The organism is Polaribacter sp. HA6-7 (assembly GCF_055693625.1).
Genome location: NZ_CM146338.1, coordinates 1,564,602 through 1,582,164 on the forward strand (window position 1 = coordinate 1,564,602; position 17,563 = coordinate 1,582,164).

The following is a 17,563-nucleotide window of genomic DNA, read 5'->3' on the forward strand; positions in this document are numbered from 1 at the left end:
AAAATTTGATTAGAGGGCTAAAATAATAAATCCTAATTTGGTAATTTTCTAAAACTATCAATATTTTATGTATTTTTAAAAATTATCATACAAATCATTACGAATGCCAATATTAAAATCGGACTTCTCTCCTACTTTACCTTTTAAAAACGGACATTTTAATACAATTTATCGTCCTTTATTTTCTAAGGAAACTTGTACTTATTCTCGTAAAAGAATTTCTACCTGGGATAATGATTTTATCGATTTAGATTTTTCTAAAGTTGGTTCTAAAAATTTGGTATTGTTAATTCATGGTTTAGAAGGAAGTTCTCAATCAAAATATATTATTTCTTCTGTAAATCATTTAAATAGTAAAGGTTTAGATACTGTTTCGTTAAATTTAAGAAGTTGTAGTGGTGAAGACAATTTACTTTTAGACACTTATCATAGTGGTAAAACCGAAGATGTAGATTTTGTAATTAAACATATTAATACCAACTATAATTACGATTCAATAGTAATTATAGGTTTTAGTTTGGGCGGAAATTTAACTTTAAAGTATTTAGGAGAGTATCAGGATAAACTATCTAACATTGTTAAAGGAGGAATTGCTGTTTCTGTACCAATTGATATTACTTCTGCAGAAAAAGAATTAGACAAATTCAAAAATAGATTATATGTAGAAGTATTTTTTAAGACTTTAAAAAGTAAAATTTTAGATAAAGCGAATAAATTTCCGAGTTTCAATTAGATAAAGAACGCTTAAAAAAAGCAACAAAGTTTAAACATTTAGAATATTTATATACGGTACCTGTTTTTGGCTTTAAAAATCCAGAAGATTATTGGGAAAAAGCGAGCTCTAAACCTTATCTATCTAAAATAGATAGACCAACTTTACTTTTAAATGCGAAAGATGATACTTTCTTATCTGCAGAATGTTACCCAAGAAAAGAAGCGATTAAATCGCGTAATTTTTATTTAGAAATTCGAGAATTTGGTGGTCATTGTGGTTTTATGAGTTCCTTTAAAACAGAAGAAAATAATTGGCTAGAAACCAAAATAGCTTCTTTTATCGAAGAAAAAATTCAAATATAATTTTATGAAACAATATCTTACTAAAATTAATGTTATTTTAATAGGATTTAAGATATTTGTTACAGAAAAAATTATGTCATTTGAAATATAGAATTTTACTTTTTTCTTATTCTTAACTTTATTAATAAACGCGCAGGCATTTAGAAATTACTCTAATGAATTTTTAAATATTGGTGTAGATGCTGCTGCTTTAGGTAAAAGTAAAGCTGTTGTAGCTACTACAAATAACGTAAATGCAACTTACTGGAATCCTGCAGGTTTAGTTGGCATCGAAGATTATCAAGGTTCTTTAATGTATGCCTCATATTTTGCAGGAATTGCAAACTATAACCATGCGGCTTTTGCAATGCCTATAGATAAAGAAAGTGCTTTAGGAGTTTCTGTTATTCGATTTGGTGTAGATGATATTTTAAATACGACACAGTTAATTGATAGCGACGGAAACATAGATTTTAACAGAATTAGTTTATTTTCTGCGGCAGACTATGCGCTTAATCTAGCTTATGCTAGAAACTTAATTTTTAAAGATGTTAAGTTAGGTGTTAATGCAAAAATTGTAAGAAGAACAATTGGCGATTTTGCTTCTTCTTGGGGATTTGGTTTTGATATTGGTCTTCAATTTGAAAGAAATAATTGGAAATTTGGTTTAATGGCTAGAGATATAACTACAACTTTTAATAGTTGGGCTATAAATGAAGAAGAATTTGAAAAAATTAGAGATGCAATTCCTGGTCAAAATCAAGAATTACCACAAAGTACAGAAATTACAAAACCAAAACTACAACTAGGTGTTGCCGAGAGATTTTAAAATTGGCCGATTTTTTAATTTACAAACAGAAGTAGATTTAAATGTACGTTTTGCTAGAACAAATGATATCTTCTCTTCGGATGCAGGAAGTATAGATCCGGCAATTGGGTTGCAATTAGATTATGAAAATATTGTTTATTTAAGAGCTGGTGTTGGTAATTTTCAATATCAAACAGAATTTGATGGCTCTAAATCTTTAAACACACAACCAAATTTTGGTGTTGGATTTAATTATAAAGGAATTCAAGTTGATTATGCTTTAACTAATATTGGTAGTGTCGGAAACGCTTTGTATTCTAATATTTTTTCTATTACCATAGATTATAATTTACTTAGACCTTAATATATTATGATAAAAAAACTACATATAGTTCTTCCTATCTTTTTATTATTATTTAAAATTAATCATGCTCAGAAATTATCTACTTTCTCAGAAATATCTATTGTTACTGCAGGTCCTGGTAAAGAGTTATATGAGAAATTTGGTCATTCTGCAATTAGAATTAAAGACCCTTCTTTAAATTTAGATGTTATTTATAACTATGGAATATTTGATTTTGATAAACCTAATTTTCTATTAAATTTTGCTCACGGTAAAATGTACTACCTATTGGCTAAATATGATTTTGTCTATTTTTTTAATAGTTACATGAAAGATAAGCGTTGGTTAAAACAACAGGTTTTAAATTTAAATACATCAGAAAAACAGCAAGTCTTTTTATATTTAGAAAAAAATGCTCTAAAGGAAAATGCGACGTATTTATACGATCCTTTTTTAATAATTGTGCATCCAAACTTAAAGATATTTCTCTTGAAGTTTTAAAAGAAAATTTAATTTTAGAAAGTAATGAGATAGAAAATAATAAAACATTAAGACAATTAATGAACAAAGAAATCACCTGGAATACTTGGGGTAACTTTGGAATTAATTTAATTGCTGGTACTATCTTAGATAAAGAAAGAAATCAAATAGCTTACACCTATTTACCTGATTATTTATACAAAATATCTAAGAATGCAAAAATTAAAAGAAACGAAAGAACTGTAGACTTTGTTAAGCGCGAAGATGTTTTATTAAATTATAAAGAAGTTCAAAATAATAACTTTATTGTAAGTCCGATTTTTATTTTTTCTGCTCTTTTAATTATAGTTTTATTTATAACTGTTAAGAATATTAAAAATAATAAAAGATCAAAAGTTTTAGATTTTTTAATCTTCTTTATAACCGGTTTAATTGGTTTAATTTTAACCTATCTATGGTTATTTTCTTCGCACACAACTGCTCCAAATAATTTTAATGTATTATGGGCATTTATCCCTAATATTATTATTGCATTTTTATTATTAAGAAAATCGGTAAAACTTTGGGTGAAAAATTATTTAAAAGTAGCAATAGTTTTATTGAATCTAATTCCGTTATTATGGATATTAGGTTTACAGAGCTTTCCTGTAACTTTAATTCCGATTTTAATATTATTAAATATTAGATATTTCTATTTACTAAAAAACTTATTGCCCTCTGTAAAATAAGATTGTTGTAATGGTTTTAATTAAGATTTTAAAATCAAGAAAAGCACTTCTTTCTTTTATATAATACAAGTCGTATCTAAGTTTTATTTCTTGTTCTTCTATAGTATTTGCATAAGGATAATTTACTTGTGCCCAACCTGTTAAACCTGGTCTAACTACATGTCTAATAGCATAAAAAGGTATTTGTTCTTCCAAATCTTTTACAAATTCGGTCTTTCCGGTCTTGGTCCAATAATACTCATATCACCTTTTAAAACATTTAAGAACTGTGGTACTTCATCTAAACGCGTATTCCTTAAAAACTTACCAAAAGCTGTAATTCTACTATCATTTTTTTGCGCCCAAACTGCTCCATTTTTTTCGGCATTTTTCACCATAGAACGGAGTTTAAATATTTTAAAAAGGTTGCCATTTTGACCTACCCTAATTTGTGTGTAGAACAAGGAACCTCTATTACCAACTAAGTTTCCTATAATTAAAAGCGGAGCAATTAATAAAAAAACAAGAAGTCCTATAGTAGACACAAAAATGTCTACAAAACGCAAACCAAACAAGTAGAATCTATTGGTATTATTTTTACTGAAATTTAAATATTCATAAAAATTAGTGTCTAAAAAATCTTTTGGCACTCTAGACGTAACTTCTTCATAAAAACTAGACAAACCAACAATATTTATTCCTTTTTTAAACAATAAAATTAATTCTTTGTTTAGTTTATTTACATATTTGATATCTAATCCTTCTTTAGCAATGATTAATTCGTTTACGGGCAAACCTGTTAACTCGTCTATGATATTAGCAGTTGCTATATTTTTATAACCTTCTACACCTTCTATTTCTTCATTAGTATAATAAGCAATTAAATTATGTAAATTGTCATTGTACACATGTCTTACAATATTTTCGATACGCTCTTTTTTACCTACAAAAACGATGGTTTTAAAATGTTTTGGGGAAAAAATAAAAGATACGTACAAAAATCTCCAAATTATAACAGGTATTGTTATGGCTAAGAAAAAGTAAATAATTTGTAAACGATTGGTAGGTAATTACGGAGAAATATAAGGTGTGAAAATATAAAATATTACAGTAGCAAACGTGGTTACTACTACACTTCTAACGACCAAATATCTATTGTTAGAAATATTTAAATTAAAGAGTTGAAAAATTTCTCCAAATAGTAAAAAGTAAACAAATAACAGAAAAACCCAACCTAAACTGGCACTACTATTAAAATTAAAATAGTTAAACTCAAAAAACAAAAAAGAAGCATAAAGACCTGAAATTAAAAAAAACAAATCTATAATTTTTAAAAATATTTTTCTCTCAGAAAGGTTAAAGTAGTTTTTTTGAGGCATCAAATGGATAATAAGTTTGTTTAGCTTTTAGAGATTTAAATTGGAAACAAAAATAGAGTAATTAAAAAAATTGCTATGTTCCCTTTAAAATATTTTTTCATACAAATTACTTAGAAAATAAAAGTTGTGATATTTTTTCATGAAATCATACCCTTTTTCGCCTAAAATAGTTCTTTCTGCTGAACTCATCTCGTAAAGTTTTGTAATTCCTTCAATAATTTCTTTTGTTGATTCTGGTTTTACAATAATACCACAGCCGAGACAACTCTACCTGATCTCTAATAAATTCTGATGATTCTAAAATTGGTTTTTTAGCTAGCATGTAATCAAAATATTTATTGTAAGAAACACCATAATGGTATAATTTAGATTTATATCTACTAATGTAACAAACATCAAAAAAACTTATCAAATGTTGCACTTTAGCTTTATTAATTTTTTCTATAAAAGTAATATTTGTGGACTTTATTACTTTCTTTTGCAAAGATTCTTTTAAATAGCCGTCTCCAACTATAATAAAATGAATACTACTATTTTTAATAGAGATAGAAGCTTCAACAAAAAACTCCATTGCATTTGCCAATCCTATTGTACCAGCATAACCAATAATAAATTTATCTTTTGGAATTAAATTTAGTACTTCTTTATCTAATTTTTCATTTTTAAGTAGGTTTTCATCGATTCCATTAGGTATGTAATGTACTTTTTTATTTACTTTAATTAGAGAATTAATGTAAGTAGAAGTATTTGGCAAAACAGAAACGATTTCGTCTGATTTATTATAAGCATATTTTTCAAAAAAACTTAAAAATATGATAAAAGGATGTCTTTTAGAATAACCTTTTAAATACATTGGCGTTAATGGCCAAAGATCTCTAATTTCAAAAATTAGTTTTTTAGCTTTAAACTTTTTCTTAAAAAAAACACCATTTAAAATAGGAAAAATTGGCATTGAAGAAACCAAAATAACATCTGGTTTTTCTAAAATTTTAGTTGTCAAAAAAAACAAACGAAATGTATATACAAAGTTGCTAATTATTTTTTAAAACCTGTATTTTTATAAACGGGTACTTTTACCCAACAAAACTCAATATTATTTTCTATAGTTTCCTTGGTAAACCATTTGTTTAAAGTTTTAGGTTGATTTATAAATAGATGGTTGTAAGAACCAGAGATAATTTTAACCTTATATCCTTTCTTTACCCAATATTTGCTAAGAAAATAATGCCTTTCTCCCCAACCAGAATCTAAATTACCTGCTGTTTGATTTATTATCCAAATTGTTTTAGACATTCTTTATATTATTTATTACTGCTCTAAATTTACCATTTTTATTTTTAGGAATTTCCTGTAAATATTTAAAATCTATAGTATTATTTTCACCTAAAATATCATTTAACCTTTGTAGAATTGTGGATTCAGATTTTTGTGAATAACTATTATCAACTGTTAAATTAATAACAAATACATTGAGATTTTCCTGTACAATTTGGCCCACTATTAAACCTGTAATATCTAAAAACAAACTATGAAATCTAACTATTTGTTTACCATCTTTACCAATAATAACATCCTCTACTCTACCATTTATCTCTAAAATTGATGGCATTTGCAAACCAGATTTTGTTTGTTGATTTTTTTCTTTGTAGCGCTATCTCCAATTCTATATCTAATTAATGGTTGATCAAAGTTTAACAAACCTGTTAAAACTACTTCTCCTTCTTCTCCATTAGCAACCTTTTTACCATTTTCATTTATTAATTCTAAAACGCCTGTATCTCGGACTAAAAAGAAAATCTCCAAAAACGTTTTCTGAAATTAAACCACATGCTTCCATACCACTGTAAGAATCGTAAGTTTTACAATTGTAGGCTTTTGTAAAAGTAGTTCTCATTTCTTTTGTTAATTTTTCACTAGAAGTAATTACAGCTTTTAATTTAGGTACTTTAATTTTTTTATCTGCAATTAGTTTTGCCAAAAAATAATTACTCATTGCATAGCCAACCATAAACTCTACTTTATGATTTACAATGCCTTCAACATAATTTTTAACCGATTTTTCATGAATATGATAAGCAGAAAAATAAGTTTGTTTTTCTGCTTGATTAAACCTGTAGTAAGGTGGTTTTACATTTGTTTTGTGTATAATTTTTCTACCACCAATCATTCCTCTAGCATTTTTTATAGAAACTCCTGCCCAATTTAATACTCTACTTTCATATGCTGCAAACCATTTTTGATGTGTTTTTTTTGAAAAGTAAATACTTACTGGCGTTCCTGTACTGCCACTACTGTAATAAAATTTCCCTTTTTCTTTCTTTTTTGATAAAAGTAATGTTGTTCCATACTTTCTTAATTCTTCTTTTTCTAAAAACGGTAATTTATGCAAGTCAGCTAGTTTAAAATGCTTAAAATCATTTAAACAAAAACCTGCTTTAGCATATTTTTCTTTGTAAAATGGAACATTTTTAAAAGCATGAATTAATAATTTTCTTAATTCCGTTTCTTGATAAATTTCCCATTCCTTGAAAGTAAAACTTTCTCTTTTCTTGAATAAAAGTAATTCTTTTTTAAACTCTTTACCTAATCTTCTATTTTTCCAGTAATAACCATAAATACTAATTCCAATGTTTTGAATTTGGTATGGTAAAAAACTATATATTTTAGATAAGAAACGCATTAATTTAAAATTTCTTTCCACTGGTTCATAACAATAGGACTATCAAATTTCTCTACTTTTTGTCCGGCCTTTAGTGGCAATGCTTTATGTTTTCCATCTACTACATTTTTAATTGCATTTACCATCTCCTTAGCATTGTTTTTTGCTACTAAGAGCGCATCTGTATTGTTTTCTAATAAATAAGAAATTCCGCCAACATTTGTAGTTACAACAGGCAAACCCAATGCCATTGCTTCCATAACACTTATAGGTGTATTGTCAAAATTTGTAGTATTTATAAAAACATCAAATTCTTTAGATTTTTTGTGCCATTCTTCTTTAGGCAAAACTCCTGTAAATTCTACAGCTCCTTGTAGTTGATATTTTTCAACTAATTTTTGACATTTTTCATAAGAACTATCTACAAAAGGACCAACCATAAATAATTTTGCATTTGGGTATTCTTTTTTTAATAAAAACAATACTTCTATTGCCATTGTAGGATTATAAATTTCTTTAAATGCTCTAACCCACAGTAATGTTGGTTTTAAATCTGCTCTTTTTTTAAAGGGATAATTTTCTATTTCTAAAATGTTAGGGATAAATTTTACAATATATCCCTTTCTTTCAAATTCAGTTTTTAAATAATTGGATGGTGCTACGTTTACAAAAGAATTTTTAAATAATAAATTCGACATTCTTACAGATTTAGAAATTCTATAAGGCAAATTACCTCCATGTAAAATAGGTATATATTTAATTTTAAAAAACCTGGCTAATTGAGCTGTTAAAAAAGCATAATAAAAATTTGTAGTACTAAACGTGTCAATTAATATATATGCTACTTTATTTCTATATTTTACAATAGAAAATAGCATTGATATTAGTCTTAGGAATTTATTGGTTTTGTCTGAAGAAATGTAAACGGTAAAACCTTCTTTTCTGAATAAATTAGATAAGACTGTTAAAGTAGAATTGTACTTGGATTTTTTGGTTAAATTGTTACCAATATATAGAATGGATTTATATTTCTTCTTCATAATCTGTAATTCTAATAAGACTTAATGCATAAATAAAGCCAGGAATTGCAATACGCATTGCAGAATGATTTATAGTTAAAAACCAAATTACATAAAATGAAATGATAAAGGCTTTCTGAAAATAATCTCCTCTAAGAAAATTAAATATCGGAACTGTTAACAGCATAATTAATATGAAAAAACCAATTATACCGTGTTCTTCTAACAACCTTCCTACTTCGTTATGCGAAGCTCCTGTTACTTTTCCAATACTTTTTTGTCTTTCATATTTACCATTCCCAACACCAATACCCAAAGGATATTCTAAGAAATTATCAAACTGCACTTGTATAATATCTAATCTACCGCTGGTAATGTCTTCTTTTACACCTATTTTGTTTCTACCAGCATATCTATTATCTAACATTCCTCCAGTGATATTGGAAGTATATAGCCATATTGCTACTAAGAAAAAACCTCCTATAAAAATATATTTTGTAAGTATTTTTATAGAAACTTTTTTATATAAACTATAAAAAAACAAAAATAAAATTATAGATACCGTTGCCACGAGTATACCGCCTCGAGAAAATGTTAAAAGACCACGATATGAAAAATAAATAAGGAAAACTGCGTCTAGAAATAAAAAACCCGAAAGCTTTGTTTTAGATGCAATAAAAACTAACAATACAAACATTCCTAAACCTATTGCAGTAGCAACTTGGTTTGGTCCAAAACCGCCGAGATGTTGCAAAATTTGCTTCAGAATGAAAAACAATTTCTTTTAAATCAGGGGTTTTAAAATACATATAAGTCAACATGGAAAATAAAGGTAACAACATAAAAAAAAGTGCATTTAAAAATTCCTGCTTTTTAATAGGTCTCTTATAAAAATAAATAGCAGCAATACCCAAGCCTATTGGACCTCCTAAATTAAAAATAATTGCTTTTCTTATCGATTCTCCTCCTGGTACTTGTGTAAATACAATACCCAGTAAAAGTAGTAAAATATAAAAAATGTATTGTAAAGAAAAAACTTGTTTGTACTTTCCAAATAAAATTCCGAGCACTAAAAATAAAATGACACCATATTTTCCTGTTTCATATAATATAAAACCTTTTGTCATTCGTATAAAAACCTCAGCACCTGTAATATAAGCTGCTAATATAAAAGCTTCTTCATTTTTATTTTGTGAAAGATAAATAAGCAATACAGGAATTATAATAACTAGGGAACCGTAAAGTTTCGGAAGTAAAGGTAAAGTCCCTAAGAATCCAAATGCAATATGGATTCCTATAAATAATAATTTGTTATTTAGTATTTTTTCTATCAAATTTAACTTTTATAAACCTCTAAAAGTCTTTTTAAAAATAAACTTTGAGAATAATTGTCTGAAATATTTTTAAAATTTCTTTCGGCAAAAATAATTCTTTTAGATTTAGAATTTGCCAATAAATCTAGTTTCTCAGATAATAATTTAGGGTTTTCTTTTTCTACAACATAACCAGAATATTCGTTTTGTATTACATTTGAACATTCACCAACATTTGTAACTATAACTGCTGTTTTTGACAAACCATATTCTAGCAGAGAAATAGGTAAACCTTCTGATTTAGAAGTTAAAACAGCTATGTCTGTTTGTTCTAGAATATTTTTAATATCAAAACAAGAATTATAAGTAAACACTTTATCCTTTAAATTTAATGTATTTATTAGGTTTAGAATTTTATCTGAATATGCGCCTTTATGTAATTTCCCAATTAAATGTAAACTCCAATTTTTATTATTTACAATAAATAAAGAAAACGCTCTTAGTAAAGTTTCATGGTCTTTCTCTGCTCTAAAACCAGCTATATGAGTTATTCTTTTACCGTTTAAGCCTTGTAAATTAGTCTCTTTATTCAAATTACTAAAAATCGGAAAGTTTTTTAAGTAATAATTTTCTCTACAATATAATTTTTTCTGAGACCATTTTTTTAAATCTTCATTTACATGTATAATACAGCTAAAAAAATAAGATTGAATTTTTAAAGCTAATAAATTAACACCGGTTAAATTTACATTATTTCCATAATGGTTGTGCCATATTATTTTAATTTTCGGATACATTAATTTTATACAGAAAGCAAAAAATGAAGATGTTCCATGGGCATGAATTATATTGATCTTATTATCTTTTAAGTATTTTTTGAATCTAATAAAAGATTTAAAATCAATAGTTTTTTTCGATTTAAAAATAAATAATTAGTAGGATTTAAAATACTATTTTTTAAATATCCTTCTGCTCTTGTAGCACAAATATGAGAGTCTGTAAGGTATTTAGATAAACCATTAGTTATATTTACGGCTAAAACTTCTGCTCCTCCTATTTCTAAAGAATCTACAAGTTGTATTACGCCTTTTTTACTAATCATTTAAAAGTTTCTTTATTTGTAACTCAAATTTATCTAAAGTATATGTTTGAGACCATTCTTGAGCTTTTAATGCCTTTTTTTGATAATCTTCGGATTTTTCATAAAATGACCAACAATTTCATAAATTTCAGAAATTGTGGCATTTGCATTTAAAACGACACCTCTTTTTCCAATATCCAACATACTGCGCACACAAGAAACATCAGATGATATGGGTAAACACCTCCAAAACATAGCTTCCGCAACTACCTTAGGCCAACCTTCAGATTTTGATATAAATAATAAGAAATGAGCTTTTTGGTAAGCTTTTTTAATTTTTTCTTTTGGTTGATTTCCATGTAAAATAACAAAATCAGACAAATTATTATCCCTAATGTATTTTTTTACTTTATTAAACTCAACCCCATTACCATACATATCTAATTGTACATTGTGTTTTTTAGATTTTAACAACGCTATCGTTTTAACACTTAGCAAAGGCTGTTTTCCTTCAGAAAAAGTTCCAACAAAAATAAACTTGATTAAAGAATTTAAGTTCTTTTTTGGTATTTCCTCTAATTCATTATTGTAATATGAAGCAGTAAAAAAAGGCACAATATTTTTTGATTGATTTTTCCATTCCCCATACACTAATACTTTACAATTTCTAGTTAAAAACGTATTCGATATTATTTTTTTCTGTAAACGATAACTAAATGGTTGTATACTCCTAGGATCCCAGTTACCTGCATATTTCACTGTTTTAGGTTTACTAGGAAATAAAATTTGTACAAAACAACCTAATAATCCAATATTTCCAGGACATCTTAAATGAATGTGATCTGCCCATATCATTACTTTTAATATTCTAAAAAGGATTACTGGAATTACAAAAATAGATTTTACCATATTTGAAAAAGTAACAATATTAAAACTTGGGATTTTTAAAAATGAAACTTCTTTATGTTGGTACTTTTCTTCAATAGTAGATATATTTTCAAAGGAAATTGGTGAAATAATTTTTACCTTTTCAACATATTTAGACCATAAATTCATTTCGCGAACATAAGGTTCGTAAGCGAATAAAGTATTATTTACTTTTTTATGAACTGCATGTGTTATTATGGCAAATTTCAATATTTAAATTTTAAAAGTTAATTTTAATAAACTTTTTTTAATAAGTAGTTGTAAAAAGTACAATTTTTATTTAAAATATTATCTGGTGCAAACTTTTTTAATACTTTTTCTCTTGCAGCAATTTCTATGAATCTATTATTTTTTCTATTATTCAAAGCTTTAATAATAGTTTTAGAGATACTATCAATTTCTAATGGTTTACATAAAAACCCATTAATTCCATCATCTATGGTTTCAGGTCCAGGACCATATTCTGTAAAGACTACTACTTTTTCCATGCACATTGCTTACGGAGCCACTAGACCTTGCACTTCCATATGAGAGGGAAAACAACAAATTTCACCAAACTCGTAAACTTTTGGCAATTCTTTATAAGGAACAGGTTTTCTAAAAGTAATATGATGTTTTATTTCGTCCGAAAATTGATTCAACATCCAATTTTTGTATAATGTCCCATCAGAAAAAAACCAATCTCTACCATAAATATAAAGATGAACCTCTCGGAAACATTTCCCTTATTTTGGGTAAGGCCAAACACAACTGTCTTATACCCTTTTTTTCACATACTGTGCCCGCAAAAACAATTGCGCCTTTTATAACTTTACTTTTGTCTGCTGGATAAAATTGTTCTGTGGGAATTGGGTTGTTTATTGTTATATTTTCTTTATTTGAAAAGTCTAAAAATTTAGAAGTTTGTTTTTTTACAAAATCTGATGTTGCAATTACCGCATCTGTTTTATTAAATGTTATTTTCTCTAGAATAGATTTTTTAAAACTTAACTTTTTATTTTCGAAACTATGAAAAAAATGATGACCTCCATGCATTCTAACAACTTTACGGATTTCTTTAGGAATTTTTACAAAAGCCAAACCCGCTTCTTGTGATTCTATAATATCTATTTTATTTTTTTGATGAACCTGTTTTATAATTCTACCAGTTGTTTTAGAGTTTTTAAGCCAGGATAAACCTTTTATTGTAGATCTTTTTTTATAATAAATATGTACACCGTTTATTTCTGTCTGTATTTCTGTTTCTTTTATAACACCTACAATAGAAACTCTATATCCACTTTTAACTAATAGATCGCAATAAGTAAGTAAAAATGTACCAATTCCTCCAAAAGATTTGTTTGGTAAAGGATACTCACTAGCTATAAAACAAATATGCATCTTTTAATTTTAATGTATTTCTGAAATTATAGTGTTTGCTAACAAAGTTGCATTATCTTTTAAAGGGTGTAAAACAATTCTTTTCATCCATAACTTCCTGTCTTCACCAATACTTTCAGGGTTGTTTATAGCCTGAATAATCTTAGTGCTAATATCTTTTTTATTATTAATCCAACCTACAGCATTTATATCCTTCAAACTTTTAAAATGTTCGAAATTAAATACATCTTCTACCTTAAAGATAGAATCTTTTACTGGATTGTAATTTAAATACAAGCAAGGCTTATTTAAAACTGCAAAATCATGTGCCATAGTGCTTCCTAAGTTTATAACTAAGTCAGAATGTTTTACTGTATTAACCAATAATCTATTATCATTTATAGTTGGATAAATAGTGGCAAAAGAATCACCATTTACTTTACCAGTTTTCCAATCTGGATCTATAGAAAAAACAAAATCTTTATATTTTTTTAACACAATATCAAATCTATCAGACATATCAACAGGGCATCTTCTAAAAAGAATTTGAGGTCTTCTGTTTTTATCTATTTTAGATATTTCTTCACAGATATCTTTTAAATAAACGGCGTCATAGGGTGATGAAATATCATTTCGGAAAAACAGATTGTTTTTTTATTTTCATCTAACCCATATTTATTTAAAAATACTTTTCTATCTTCATATAGGTTAGCATAACTATAAAACTCAAATTGTGGTGTACCGTAAATTTTTACTTGTGTAGGAATAATTTCTGAATACAATTCTAATAATTGATTTTTCATTAAATTAGACCATACAAAATAGTAATCATATCTTGATATTAATCTTGCTTTCGGCACATTGTCCCATGAAAAGATAACCGTTGCAGTAGTTATTCTATTTTTCTTTGCTGCTGTTATTATTGGAGAGGTTATTGGTGCTCTTTGGTGCAAATTTAAAACGATATCTGGCTTAAAATCTACTAAAAATTTTTCTGTGGACTTTGAACTTTTACTTTTAGAAACCTCTTTTTCATAAAATCTATCCGCTTTTTTAATAAGTAAATACGATTTAGATAATAAATACCCTAAAACTTCAGCTATAAAGTACAGTGTTTTCTTCTTAAAACCTTTTTTACTAGGGCTCCAAAACTTTAATATTGTATTATTTTTTAATGTTTTTTCATTTCTTAAAAGTCGGGCATATGCTAATGTTTCTCTTAAAAGTCTAGCTTTAGGACTCTCTATAAAATCCGGAATTTTTTCTAAATTATTAATTTCCGGTTTATTTATTTTTATCTCCTCTATAGCAGATTCAGACAAATTATGATAGACTAAAACTTCATTCCCTTCTTTTAAGAGATTACTTGTAAAATTTGAAAAGAGGTAATTACGAACACCTACACCATCTGGAACTAATAATATAACTTTCATTTTTATTACCTTAAATCTTTTTTAGTATCTATATCTAAACTACTTTCAATAGACATTTCAAAATGTATTGTTTTATTTGTTAAAAGAGTATTTTTTTCATAAACTCCTCCACTTTAATTATATAGATTGCGCCATTTGCTCTGTATGTTTTAGGTAATACTTGCCTTGGGTAAAATGGAAAATCATTATTTATAATCCCTTTTAAATAACCATTCTCATCAATATTAAATGTTTTGTATGGATGATGCTCTAACTCGCATACACTAATTAGTGACGTTGCTTTAGAATTTAATAATTTTTCAAAGGCAACATCTATATCTTTAAAGGTTCTTAAAGGTGATGTTGGCTGTAAAAGAATTAAATAATCATATTTTATTTCATTTAAACTATCTAAAACATGTGTTAAAACTGGTTCAGTTTTAGAGGTATCTTGCGCTAATTCTATAGGTCTTTTTAAAGCTAGAACTTCTTTGTTCTTTTGAGCTTCATTTAAAATTTCATCATCATCTGAAGAAACAATAACATCTGTAATATATTTTGATTTTAGAGCCGCTTCAATAGACCATTGTATTAGCGGTTTTCCGGAAAAATTGACTAAATTTTTCCTAGGAATTCCTTTAGATCCTCCTCTTGCTGGTATAATTGCAATAATTTTCATTTATAAATCTTGAAATTGTTTTTGACAATTTACTTCCCAAATAATATCTGATTCTAACAAATGTAAGAAAAGTTCATTGCTATTTCCTTCTCCAAATTCATTAATATCAATGATTTCTTGTTTTTTTGATGAAATGTTTTTTATTGCCAATAAAATGTCTTCAGAATCATAAGCCACATTTATAATAGAATTTGCTTGTCCTCTATTACTTTGTCTTGTTCCTATATCTATTGTAGGTACTTTATAATAAGGAGCTTCTCTTACTCCTGCACTAGAATTACCTATTATAAATCGAGTTTCTTTAAGTAATCTTAAAAAATATTCAAATCTTAAAGATGGATATATTTTAAATCTAGAATTATTTTCTAACCTTCTATATTCTAAGAGTATTTCTTCTGTTCCTAAATCATTATTAGGGTAAATAACTACAAAGTTTTCGTTCGAATTTAATAAAGAATCTACAAAGTTTTTAGCGTTCTGTTTTATATTTTTATAATCTGTTGTTACAGGATGAAACATTACAATTGCATAATCTTTAAAAGGAATTTCATAGTACTCTTTTACTATATTTAAACTTGGTAAATTAGTAGGATTCATTAAATCTAAATCTGGAGAACCAATTACATAAATAGAACTTTCTAACTCTCCCATTTGTATTAACCTTTTTTAGCTTCTTCGTTAGAAACTAAATGCAGATGACAAAGTTTACTTACAGAATGACGAATTAACTCATCTATAGTTCCGAAATTTCACCTCCTTCGATATGTGCAACCAAAATATTATTTAAACTTCCTACAATTGCTCCTGCTAAAGCTTCTACTCTATCTCCATGAACCACAATTAAATCTGGTTTTTGAGTTGCTATGTATTCTGAAAAACCGATTATTGTTTTTGCCAAAGTTCTATCCATAAACTCAGCACCAGCATGATTTTGAAAAGTGTGAATATTATTAAAACCACTTTTATAAATTTCATTGACAGTTGCGCCATATTTTTCATCCAAATGCATTCCTGTTGCAAAAATTTGAACATCAAAATTGGAGTTCTCTTGTGTTATTTTTATTAAGGACTTTAATTTCCCAAAATCTGCACGAGTTCCTGTGAGGAATACTATTTTTTTGATTAATCAATATCCGACCAATTTAAATGTGTATCAGTTTCAATATCTTTACCTGAAGTTTTACCAAGAATATCGTTAAAATCTTTTGCTAAAATATCTCCTGTGCCAGGTCTTTTAACCCATAAATTTTCTTTAGTAAAGATTTCACCTTTTTTAATGGCTTTAATTGTAACTACAGTTGCAAATGCAAAATCTATAGTAACTTGTTCTTCTTTTGCGGGTTCTTTTGTTCCTCCACACATTTTCCAAATCATATTACTACCTTCAATCAACTCTTTACAATCATTTTCATCCATAGAACAGACGATATCTGGTCCTGTTCTTTGTTTATGGTCCGTAAAGTGACGTTCTAATATTGAAGCCCCTAAAGCAACAGCACCTAAACAAGCATGATTTGTTAATGTATGATCTGATAAACCAAAAACATTTTTAGGAAAAGCTTTTGACAATTCTTGCATTGCCCCAAAACGAACCAAATGCGGTGGTGTAGGATATAAATTTGTTGTATGTAATAATGCCAAAGGAACTTCTGCTTTTTCAAATATTTTGACGGCTACAGAAACACTTTCGATCGTGTTCATACCTGTACTTAAAATTACAGGTTTTCCAAAAGTTGCAATGTGTTCTAACAATGGATAATTATTACATTCTCCGAACCAATTTTATAGGCTGCAACATTCATTTTTTCCAAACGTTCTGATGCTGCTCTAGAAAATGGTGTAGAAATAAAGATCATTCCTTTACTTTCTACATAATTTTTTAAAGCAATTTCATCAGCTTCATTTAAAGCACAACGTTTCATAATTTCATAAATTGAAACATCTGCATTGCCTGGGATTACTTTTTTTGCAGCTCCACTCATCTCATCATCTACAATATGAGTTTGATGTTTTACGCATTCTGCTCCTGCTCTATAAGCTGCATCAACCATTTCTTTGGCAACTTTTAAAGAACCTTCGTGGTTTATACCAATCTCTGCGATTACAAAAGGCGGGTAATCTTGTCCTATTTTTCTTCCTTGTATTTCTATATAATTATTCAAAATATCTCTAAATTGTTGTTAATTTTCTATATATTTTCCCAATAATCTCTTTAATTTTATAACTAAAAAAGGGAGGCTTAAATTTAATATCAGTACTATACTTAGTAATTTTTAATTCAGTAAATTTATATTCATTTATCCAATTTGGTATATTATTTCCTAAATGATAAGCAAATGTT

The 17,563-nt window shown here is 27.1% G+C and carries 24 protein-coding genes and 2 pseudogenes; 4 read left to right on the plus strand and 22 right to left on the minus strand.

All coding sequences use genetic code 11. The annotated features are described in order from the left end of the window. Positions 1-103: 103 nt before the first annotated feature. The 4 genes and pseudogenes from ACZ1HD_RS08640 (at position 104) to ACZ1HD_RS08655 (ending at position 3,415) form a co-directional block, all read left to right on the plus strand. Positions 104-733 carry a YheT family hydrolase gene (locus tag ACZ1HD_RS08640; RefSeq protein ID WP_472689205.1) on the plus strand — a complete coding sequence of 210 codons (630 nt, stop codon included), beginning with the start codon at positions 104-106 and terminating at the stop codon, positions 731-733. A gap of 468 nt (positions 734-1,201) precedes the next feature. After that, positions 1,202-2,228: pseudogene (locus ACZ1HD_RS08645) on the plus strand (putative type IX sorting system protein PorV2). Positions 2,229-2,234: 6 nt separating this feature from the next. Continuing rightward, complete coding sequence (locus tag ACZ1HD_RS08650) at positions 2,235-2,708, plus strand: lipoprotein N-acyltransferase Lnb domain-containing protein (protein WP_472689206.1); 474 nt, start codon at positions 2,235-2,237, stop codon at positions 2,706-2,708. 59 nt (positions 2,709-2,767) lie between these two features. After that, entirely contained in the window at positions 2,768-3,415 is a 648-nt protein-coding gene (locus ACZ1HD_RS08655; protein ID WP_472689207.1) for a hypothetical protein, read from the plus strand. Here ACZ1HD_RS08655 and ACZ1HD_RS08660 read toward each other — a convergent pair. The 22 genes and pseudogenes from ACZ1HD_RS08660 to ACZ1HD_RS08765 form a co-directional block, all read right to left on the minus strand. Beyond that, entirely contained in the window at positions 3,395-3,610 is a 216-nt protein-coding gene (locus ACZ1HD_RS08660) for a sugar transferase (RefSeq protein ID WP_472689208.1), read from the minus strand. The genes ACZ1HD_RS08655 and ACZ1HD_RS08660 overlap by 21 nt on opposite strands. 5 nt (positions 3,611-3,615) lie before the next feature. Beyond that, the gene (locus ACZ1HD_RS08665; RefSeq protein WP_472689209.1) at positions 3,616-4,392 is read right to left on the minus strand and encodes a sugar transferase; all 777 of its coding nucleotides are present in this window, start codon (positions 4,390-4,392) and stop codon (positions 3,616-3,618) included. A gap of 592 nt (positions 4,393-4,984) precedes the next feature. Further along, complete coding sequence (locus ACZ1HD_RS08670) at positions 4,985-5,773, minus strand: glycosyltransferase family 4 protein (protein ID WP_472689210.1); 789 nt, start codon at positions 5,771-5,773, stop codon at positions 4,985-4,987. A 35-nt stretch (positions 5,774-5,808) separates the two neighbouring features. Beyond that, positions 5,809-6,066 carry a hypothetical protein gene (locus ACZ1HD_RS08675; RefSeq protein WP_472689211.1) on the minus strand — a complete coding sequence of 86 codons (258 nt, stop codon included), beginning with the start codon at positions 6,064-6,066 and terminating at the stop codon, positions 5,809-5,811. Further along, a complete protein-coding gene (locus ACZ1HD_RS08680) occupies positions 6,059-6,382 on the minus strand; it encodes a hypothetical protein (protein ID WP_472689212.1) in 324 nt (107 codons plus the stop codon). Before ACZ1HD_RS08680 ends, ACZ1HD_RS08675 begins: the two co-directional genes overlap by 8 nt. A gap of 141 nt (positions 6,383-6,523) precedes the next feature. Further along, the gene (locus ACZ1HD_RS08685) at positions 6,524-7,474 is read right to left on the minus strand and encodes a phenylacetate--CoA ligase family protein (RefSeq protein ID WP_472689213.1); all 951 of its coding nucleotides are present in this window, start codon (positions 7,472-7,474) and stop codon (positions 6,524-6,526) included. Next, positions 7,453-8,472, minus strand: a complete 1,020-nt coding sequence (locus tag ACZ1HD_RS08690; RefSeq protein ID WP_472689214.1) for a glycosyltransferase family 4 protein — start codon at positions 8,470-8,472, stop codon at positions 7,453-7,455. The genes ACZ1HD_RS08685 and ACZ1HD_RS08690 overlap by 22 nt, the downstream gene beginning before the upstream one ends. Next, on the minus strand, positions 8,456-9,205 hold the full coding sequence (locus ACZ1HD_RS08695) for an O-antigen ligase family protein (protein ID WP_472689215.1): 750 nt from the start codon (positions 9,203-9,205) through the stop codon (positions 8,456-8,458). Before ACZ1HD_RS08695 ends, ACZ1HD_RS08690 begins: the two co-directional genes overlap by 17 nt. Beyond that, positions 9,117-9,785 (minus strand): hypothetical protein, encoded by a 669-nt coding sequence (locus ACZ1HD_RS08700; protein ID WP_472689216.1) that lies wholly within the window; start codon positions 9,783-9,785, stop codon positions 9,117-9,119. The genes ACZ1HD_RS08695 and ACZ1HD_RS08700 overlap by 89 nt, the downstream gene beginning before the upstream one ends. A 2-nt stretch (positions 9,786-9,787) precedes the next feature. Next, on the minus strand, positions 9,788-10,561 hold the full coding sequence (locus ACZ1HD_RS08705; RefSeq protein ID WP_472689217.1) for a glycosyltransferase: 774 nt from the start codon (positions 10,559-10,561) through the stop codon (positions 9,788-9,790). A gap of 68 nt (positions 10,562-10,629) precedes the next feature. Beyond that, positions 10,630-10,866 carry a hypothetical protein gene (locus ACZ1HD_RS08710; protein WP_472689218.1) on the minus strand — a complete coding sequence of 79 codons (237 nt, stop codon included), beginning with the start codon at positions 10,864-10,866 and terminating at the stop codon, positions 10,630-10,632. Positions 10,867-10,932: 66 nt separating this feature from the next. Next, on the minus strand, positions 10,933-11,982 hold the full coding sequence (locus tag ACZ1HD_RS08715) for a glycosyltransferase (protein ID WP_472689219.1): 1,050 nt from the start codon (positions 11,980-11,982) through the stop codon (positions 10,933-10,935). Positions 11,983-12,005: 23 nt separating this feature from the next. After that, entirely contained in the window at positions 12,006-12,260 is a 255-nt protein-coding gene (locus tag ACZ1HD_RS08720; RefSeq protein ID WP_472689220.1) for a glycosyltransferase, read from the minus strand. Between the two features lie 9 nt (positions 12,261-12,269). Beyond that, positions 12,270-12,416: a hypothetical protein gene (locus ACZ1HD_RS08725; protein WP_472689221.1), complete on the minus strand. Its 147-nt coding sequence runs from the start codon at positions 12,414-12,416 to the stop codon at positions 12,270-12,272. Positions 12,417-12,456: 40 nt separating this feature from the next. Continuing rightward, entirely contained in the window at positions 12,457-13,152 is a 696-nt protein-coding gene (locus ACZ1HD_RS08730) for a glycosyltransferase family 4 protein (protein WP_472689222.1), read from the minus strand. Between the two features lie 9 nt (positions 13,153-13,161). After that, complete coding sequence (locus ACZ1HD_RS08735; RefSeq protein ID WP_472689223.1) at positions 13,162-13,650, minus strand: hypothetical protein; 489 nt, start codon at positions 13,648-13,650, stop codon at positions 13,162-13,164. A gap of 77 nt (positions 13,651-13,727) precedes the next feature. Beyond that, positions 13,728-14,564 carry a hypothetical protein gene (locus tag ACZ1HD_RS08740; RefSeq protein ID WP_472689224.1) on the minus strand — a complete coding sequence of 279 codons (837 nt, stop codon included), beginning with the start codon at positions 14,562-14,564 and terminating at the stop codon, positions 13,728-13,730. A 79-nt stretch (positions 14,565-14,643) separates the two neighbouring features. Then, a complete protein-coding gene (locus ACZ1HD_RS08745; RefSeq protein ID WP_472689225.1) occupies positions 14,644-15,222 on the minus strand; it encodes an acylneuraminate cytidylyltransferase family protein in 579 nt (192 codons plus the stop codon). Next, positions 15,223-15,873 (minus strand): UDP-N-acetylglucosamine 2-epimerase, encoded by a 651-nt coding sequence (locus tag ACZ1HD_RS08750; RefSeq protein ID WP_472689226.1) that lies wholly within the window; start codon positions 15,871-15,873, stop codon positions 15,223-15,225. It abuts the gene before it with no gap. An 82-nt stretch (positions 15,874-15,955) separates the two neighbouring features. Next, positions 15,956-16,231: a UDP-N-acetylglucosamine 2-epimerase gene (locus tag ACZ1HD_RS08755; protein ID WP_472689227.1), complete on the minus strand. Its 276-nt coding sequence runs from the start codon at positions 16,229-16,231 to the stop codon at positions 15,956-15,958. Positions 16,232-16,344: 113 nt separating this feature from the next. Continuing rightward, a complete protein-coding gene (locus tag ACZ1HD_RS08760) occupies positions 16,345-16,638 on the minus strand; it encodes an SAF domain-containing protein (RefSeq protein WP_472689315.1) in 294 nt (97 codons plus the stop codon). Next, positions 16,630-17,273 (minus strand): annotated as a pseudogene (locus tag ACZ1HD_RS08765) (N-acetylneuraminate synthase family protein); the annotation flags it as partial. The pseudogene ACZ1HD_RS08765 and the gene ACZ1HD_RS08760, both read right to left, overlap by 9 nt. Between the last annotated feature and the right edge of the window lie 290 nt (positions 17,274-17,563).

Bases quoted from the DNA above. Each gene is read 5' to 3' on its own strand.
- ACZ1HD_RS08640 (WP_472689205.1), top strand. From the start codon at position 104: ATGCCAATATTAAAATCGGACTTCTCTCCTACTTTACCTTTTAAAAAC.
- ACZ1HD_RS08650 (WP_472689206.1), top strand. From the start codon at position 2,235: ATGATAAAAAAACTACATATAGTTCTTCCTATCTTTTTATTATTATTT.
- ACZ1HD_RS08655 (WP_472689207.1), top strand. From the start codon at position 2,768: ATGAACAAAGAAATCACCTGGAATACTTGGGGTAACTTTGGAATTAAT.
- ACZ1HD_RS08675 (WP_472689211.1), bottom strand. From the start codon at position 6,066: ATGTCTAAAACAATTTGGATAATAAATCAAACAGCAGGTAATTTAGAT.
- ACZ1HD_RS08680 (WP_472689212.1), bottom strand. From the start codon at position 6,382: ATGCCATCAATTTTAGAGATAAATGGTAGAGTAGAGGATGTTATTATT.
- ACZ1HD_RS08690 (WP_472689214.1), bottom strand. From the start codon at position 8,472: ATGAAGAAGAAATATAAATCCATTCTATATATTGGTAACAATTTAACC.
- ACZ1HD_RS08705 (WP_472689217.1), bottom strand. From the start codon at position 10,561: ATGTATCCGAAAATTAAAATAATATGGCACAACCATTATGGAAATAAT.
- ACZ1HD_RS08710 (WP_472689218.1), bottom strand. From the start codon at position 10,866: ATGATTAGTAAAAAAGGCGTAATACAACTTGTAGATTCTTTAGAAATA.
- ACZ1HD_RS08720 (WP_472689220.1), bottom strand. From the start codon at position 12,260: ATGGAAAAAGTAGTAGTCTTTACAGAATATGGTCCTGGACCTGAAACC.
- ACZ1HD_RS08725 (WP_472689221.1), bottom strand. From the start codon at position 12,416: ATGTTGAATCAATTTTCGGACGAAATAAAACATCATATTACTTTTAGA.
- ACZ1HD_RS08730 (WP_472689222.1), bottom strand. From the start codon at position 13,152: ATGCATATTTGTTTTATAGCTAGTGAGTATCCTTTACCAAACAAATCT.
- ACZ1HD_RS08735 (WP_472689223.1), bottom strand. From the start codon at position 13,650: ATGTCTGATAGATTTGATATTGTGTTAAAAAAATATAAAGATTTTGTT.
- ACZ1HD_RS08740 (WP_472689224.1), bottom strand. From the start codon at position 14,564: ATGAAAGTTATATTATTAGTTCCAGATGGTGTAGGTGTTCGTAATTAC.
- ACZ1HD_RS08745 (WP_472689225.1), bottom strand. From the start codon at position 15,222: ATGAAAATTATTGCAATTATACCAGCAAGAGGAGGATCTAAAGGAATT.
- ACZ1HD_RS08750 (WP_472689226.1), bottom strand. From the start codon at position 15,873: ATGGGAGAGTTAGAAAGTTCTATTTATGTAATTGGTTCTCCAGATTTA.
- ACZ1HD_RS08755 (WP_472689227.1), bottom strand. From the start codon at position 16,231: ATGCATTTGGATGAAAAATATGGCGCAACTGTCAATGAAATTTATAAA.
- ACZ1HD_RS08760 (WP_472689315.1), bottom strand. From the start codon at position 16,638: ATGGATGAAAATGATTGTAAAGAGTTGATTGAAGGTAGTAATATGATT.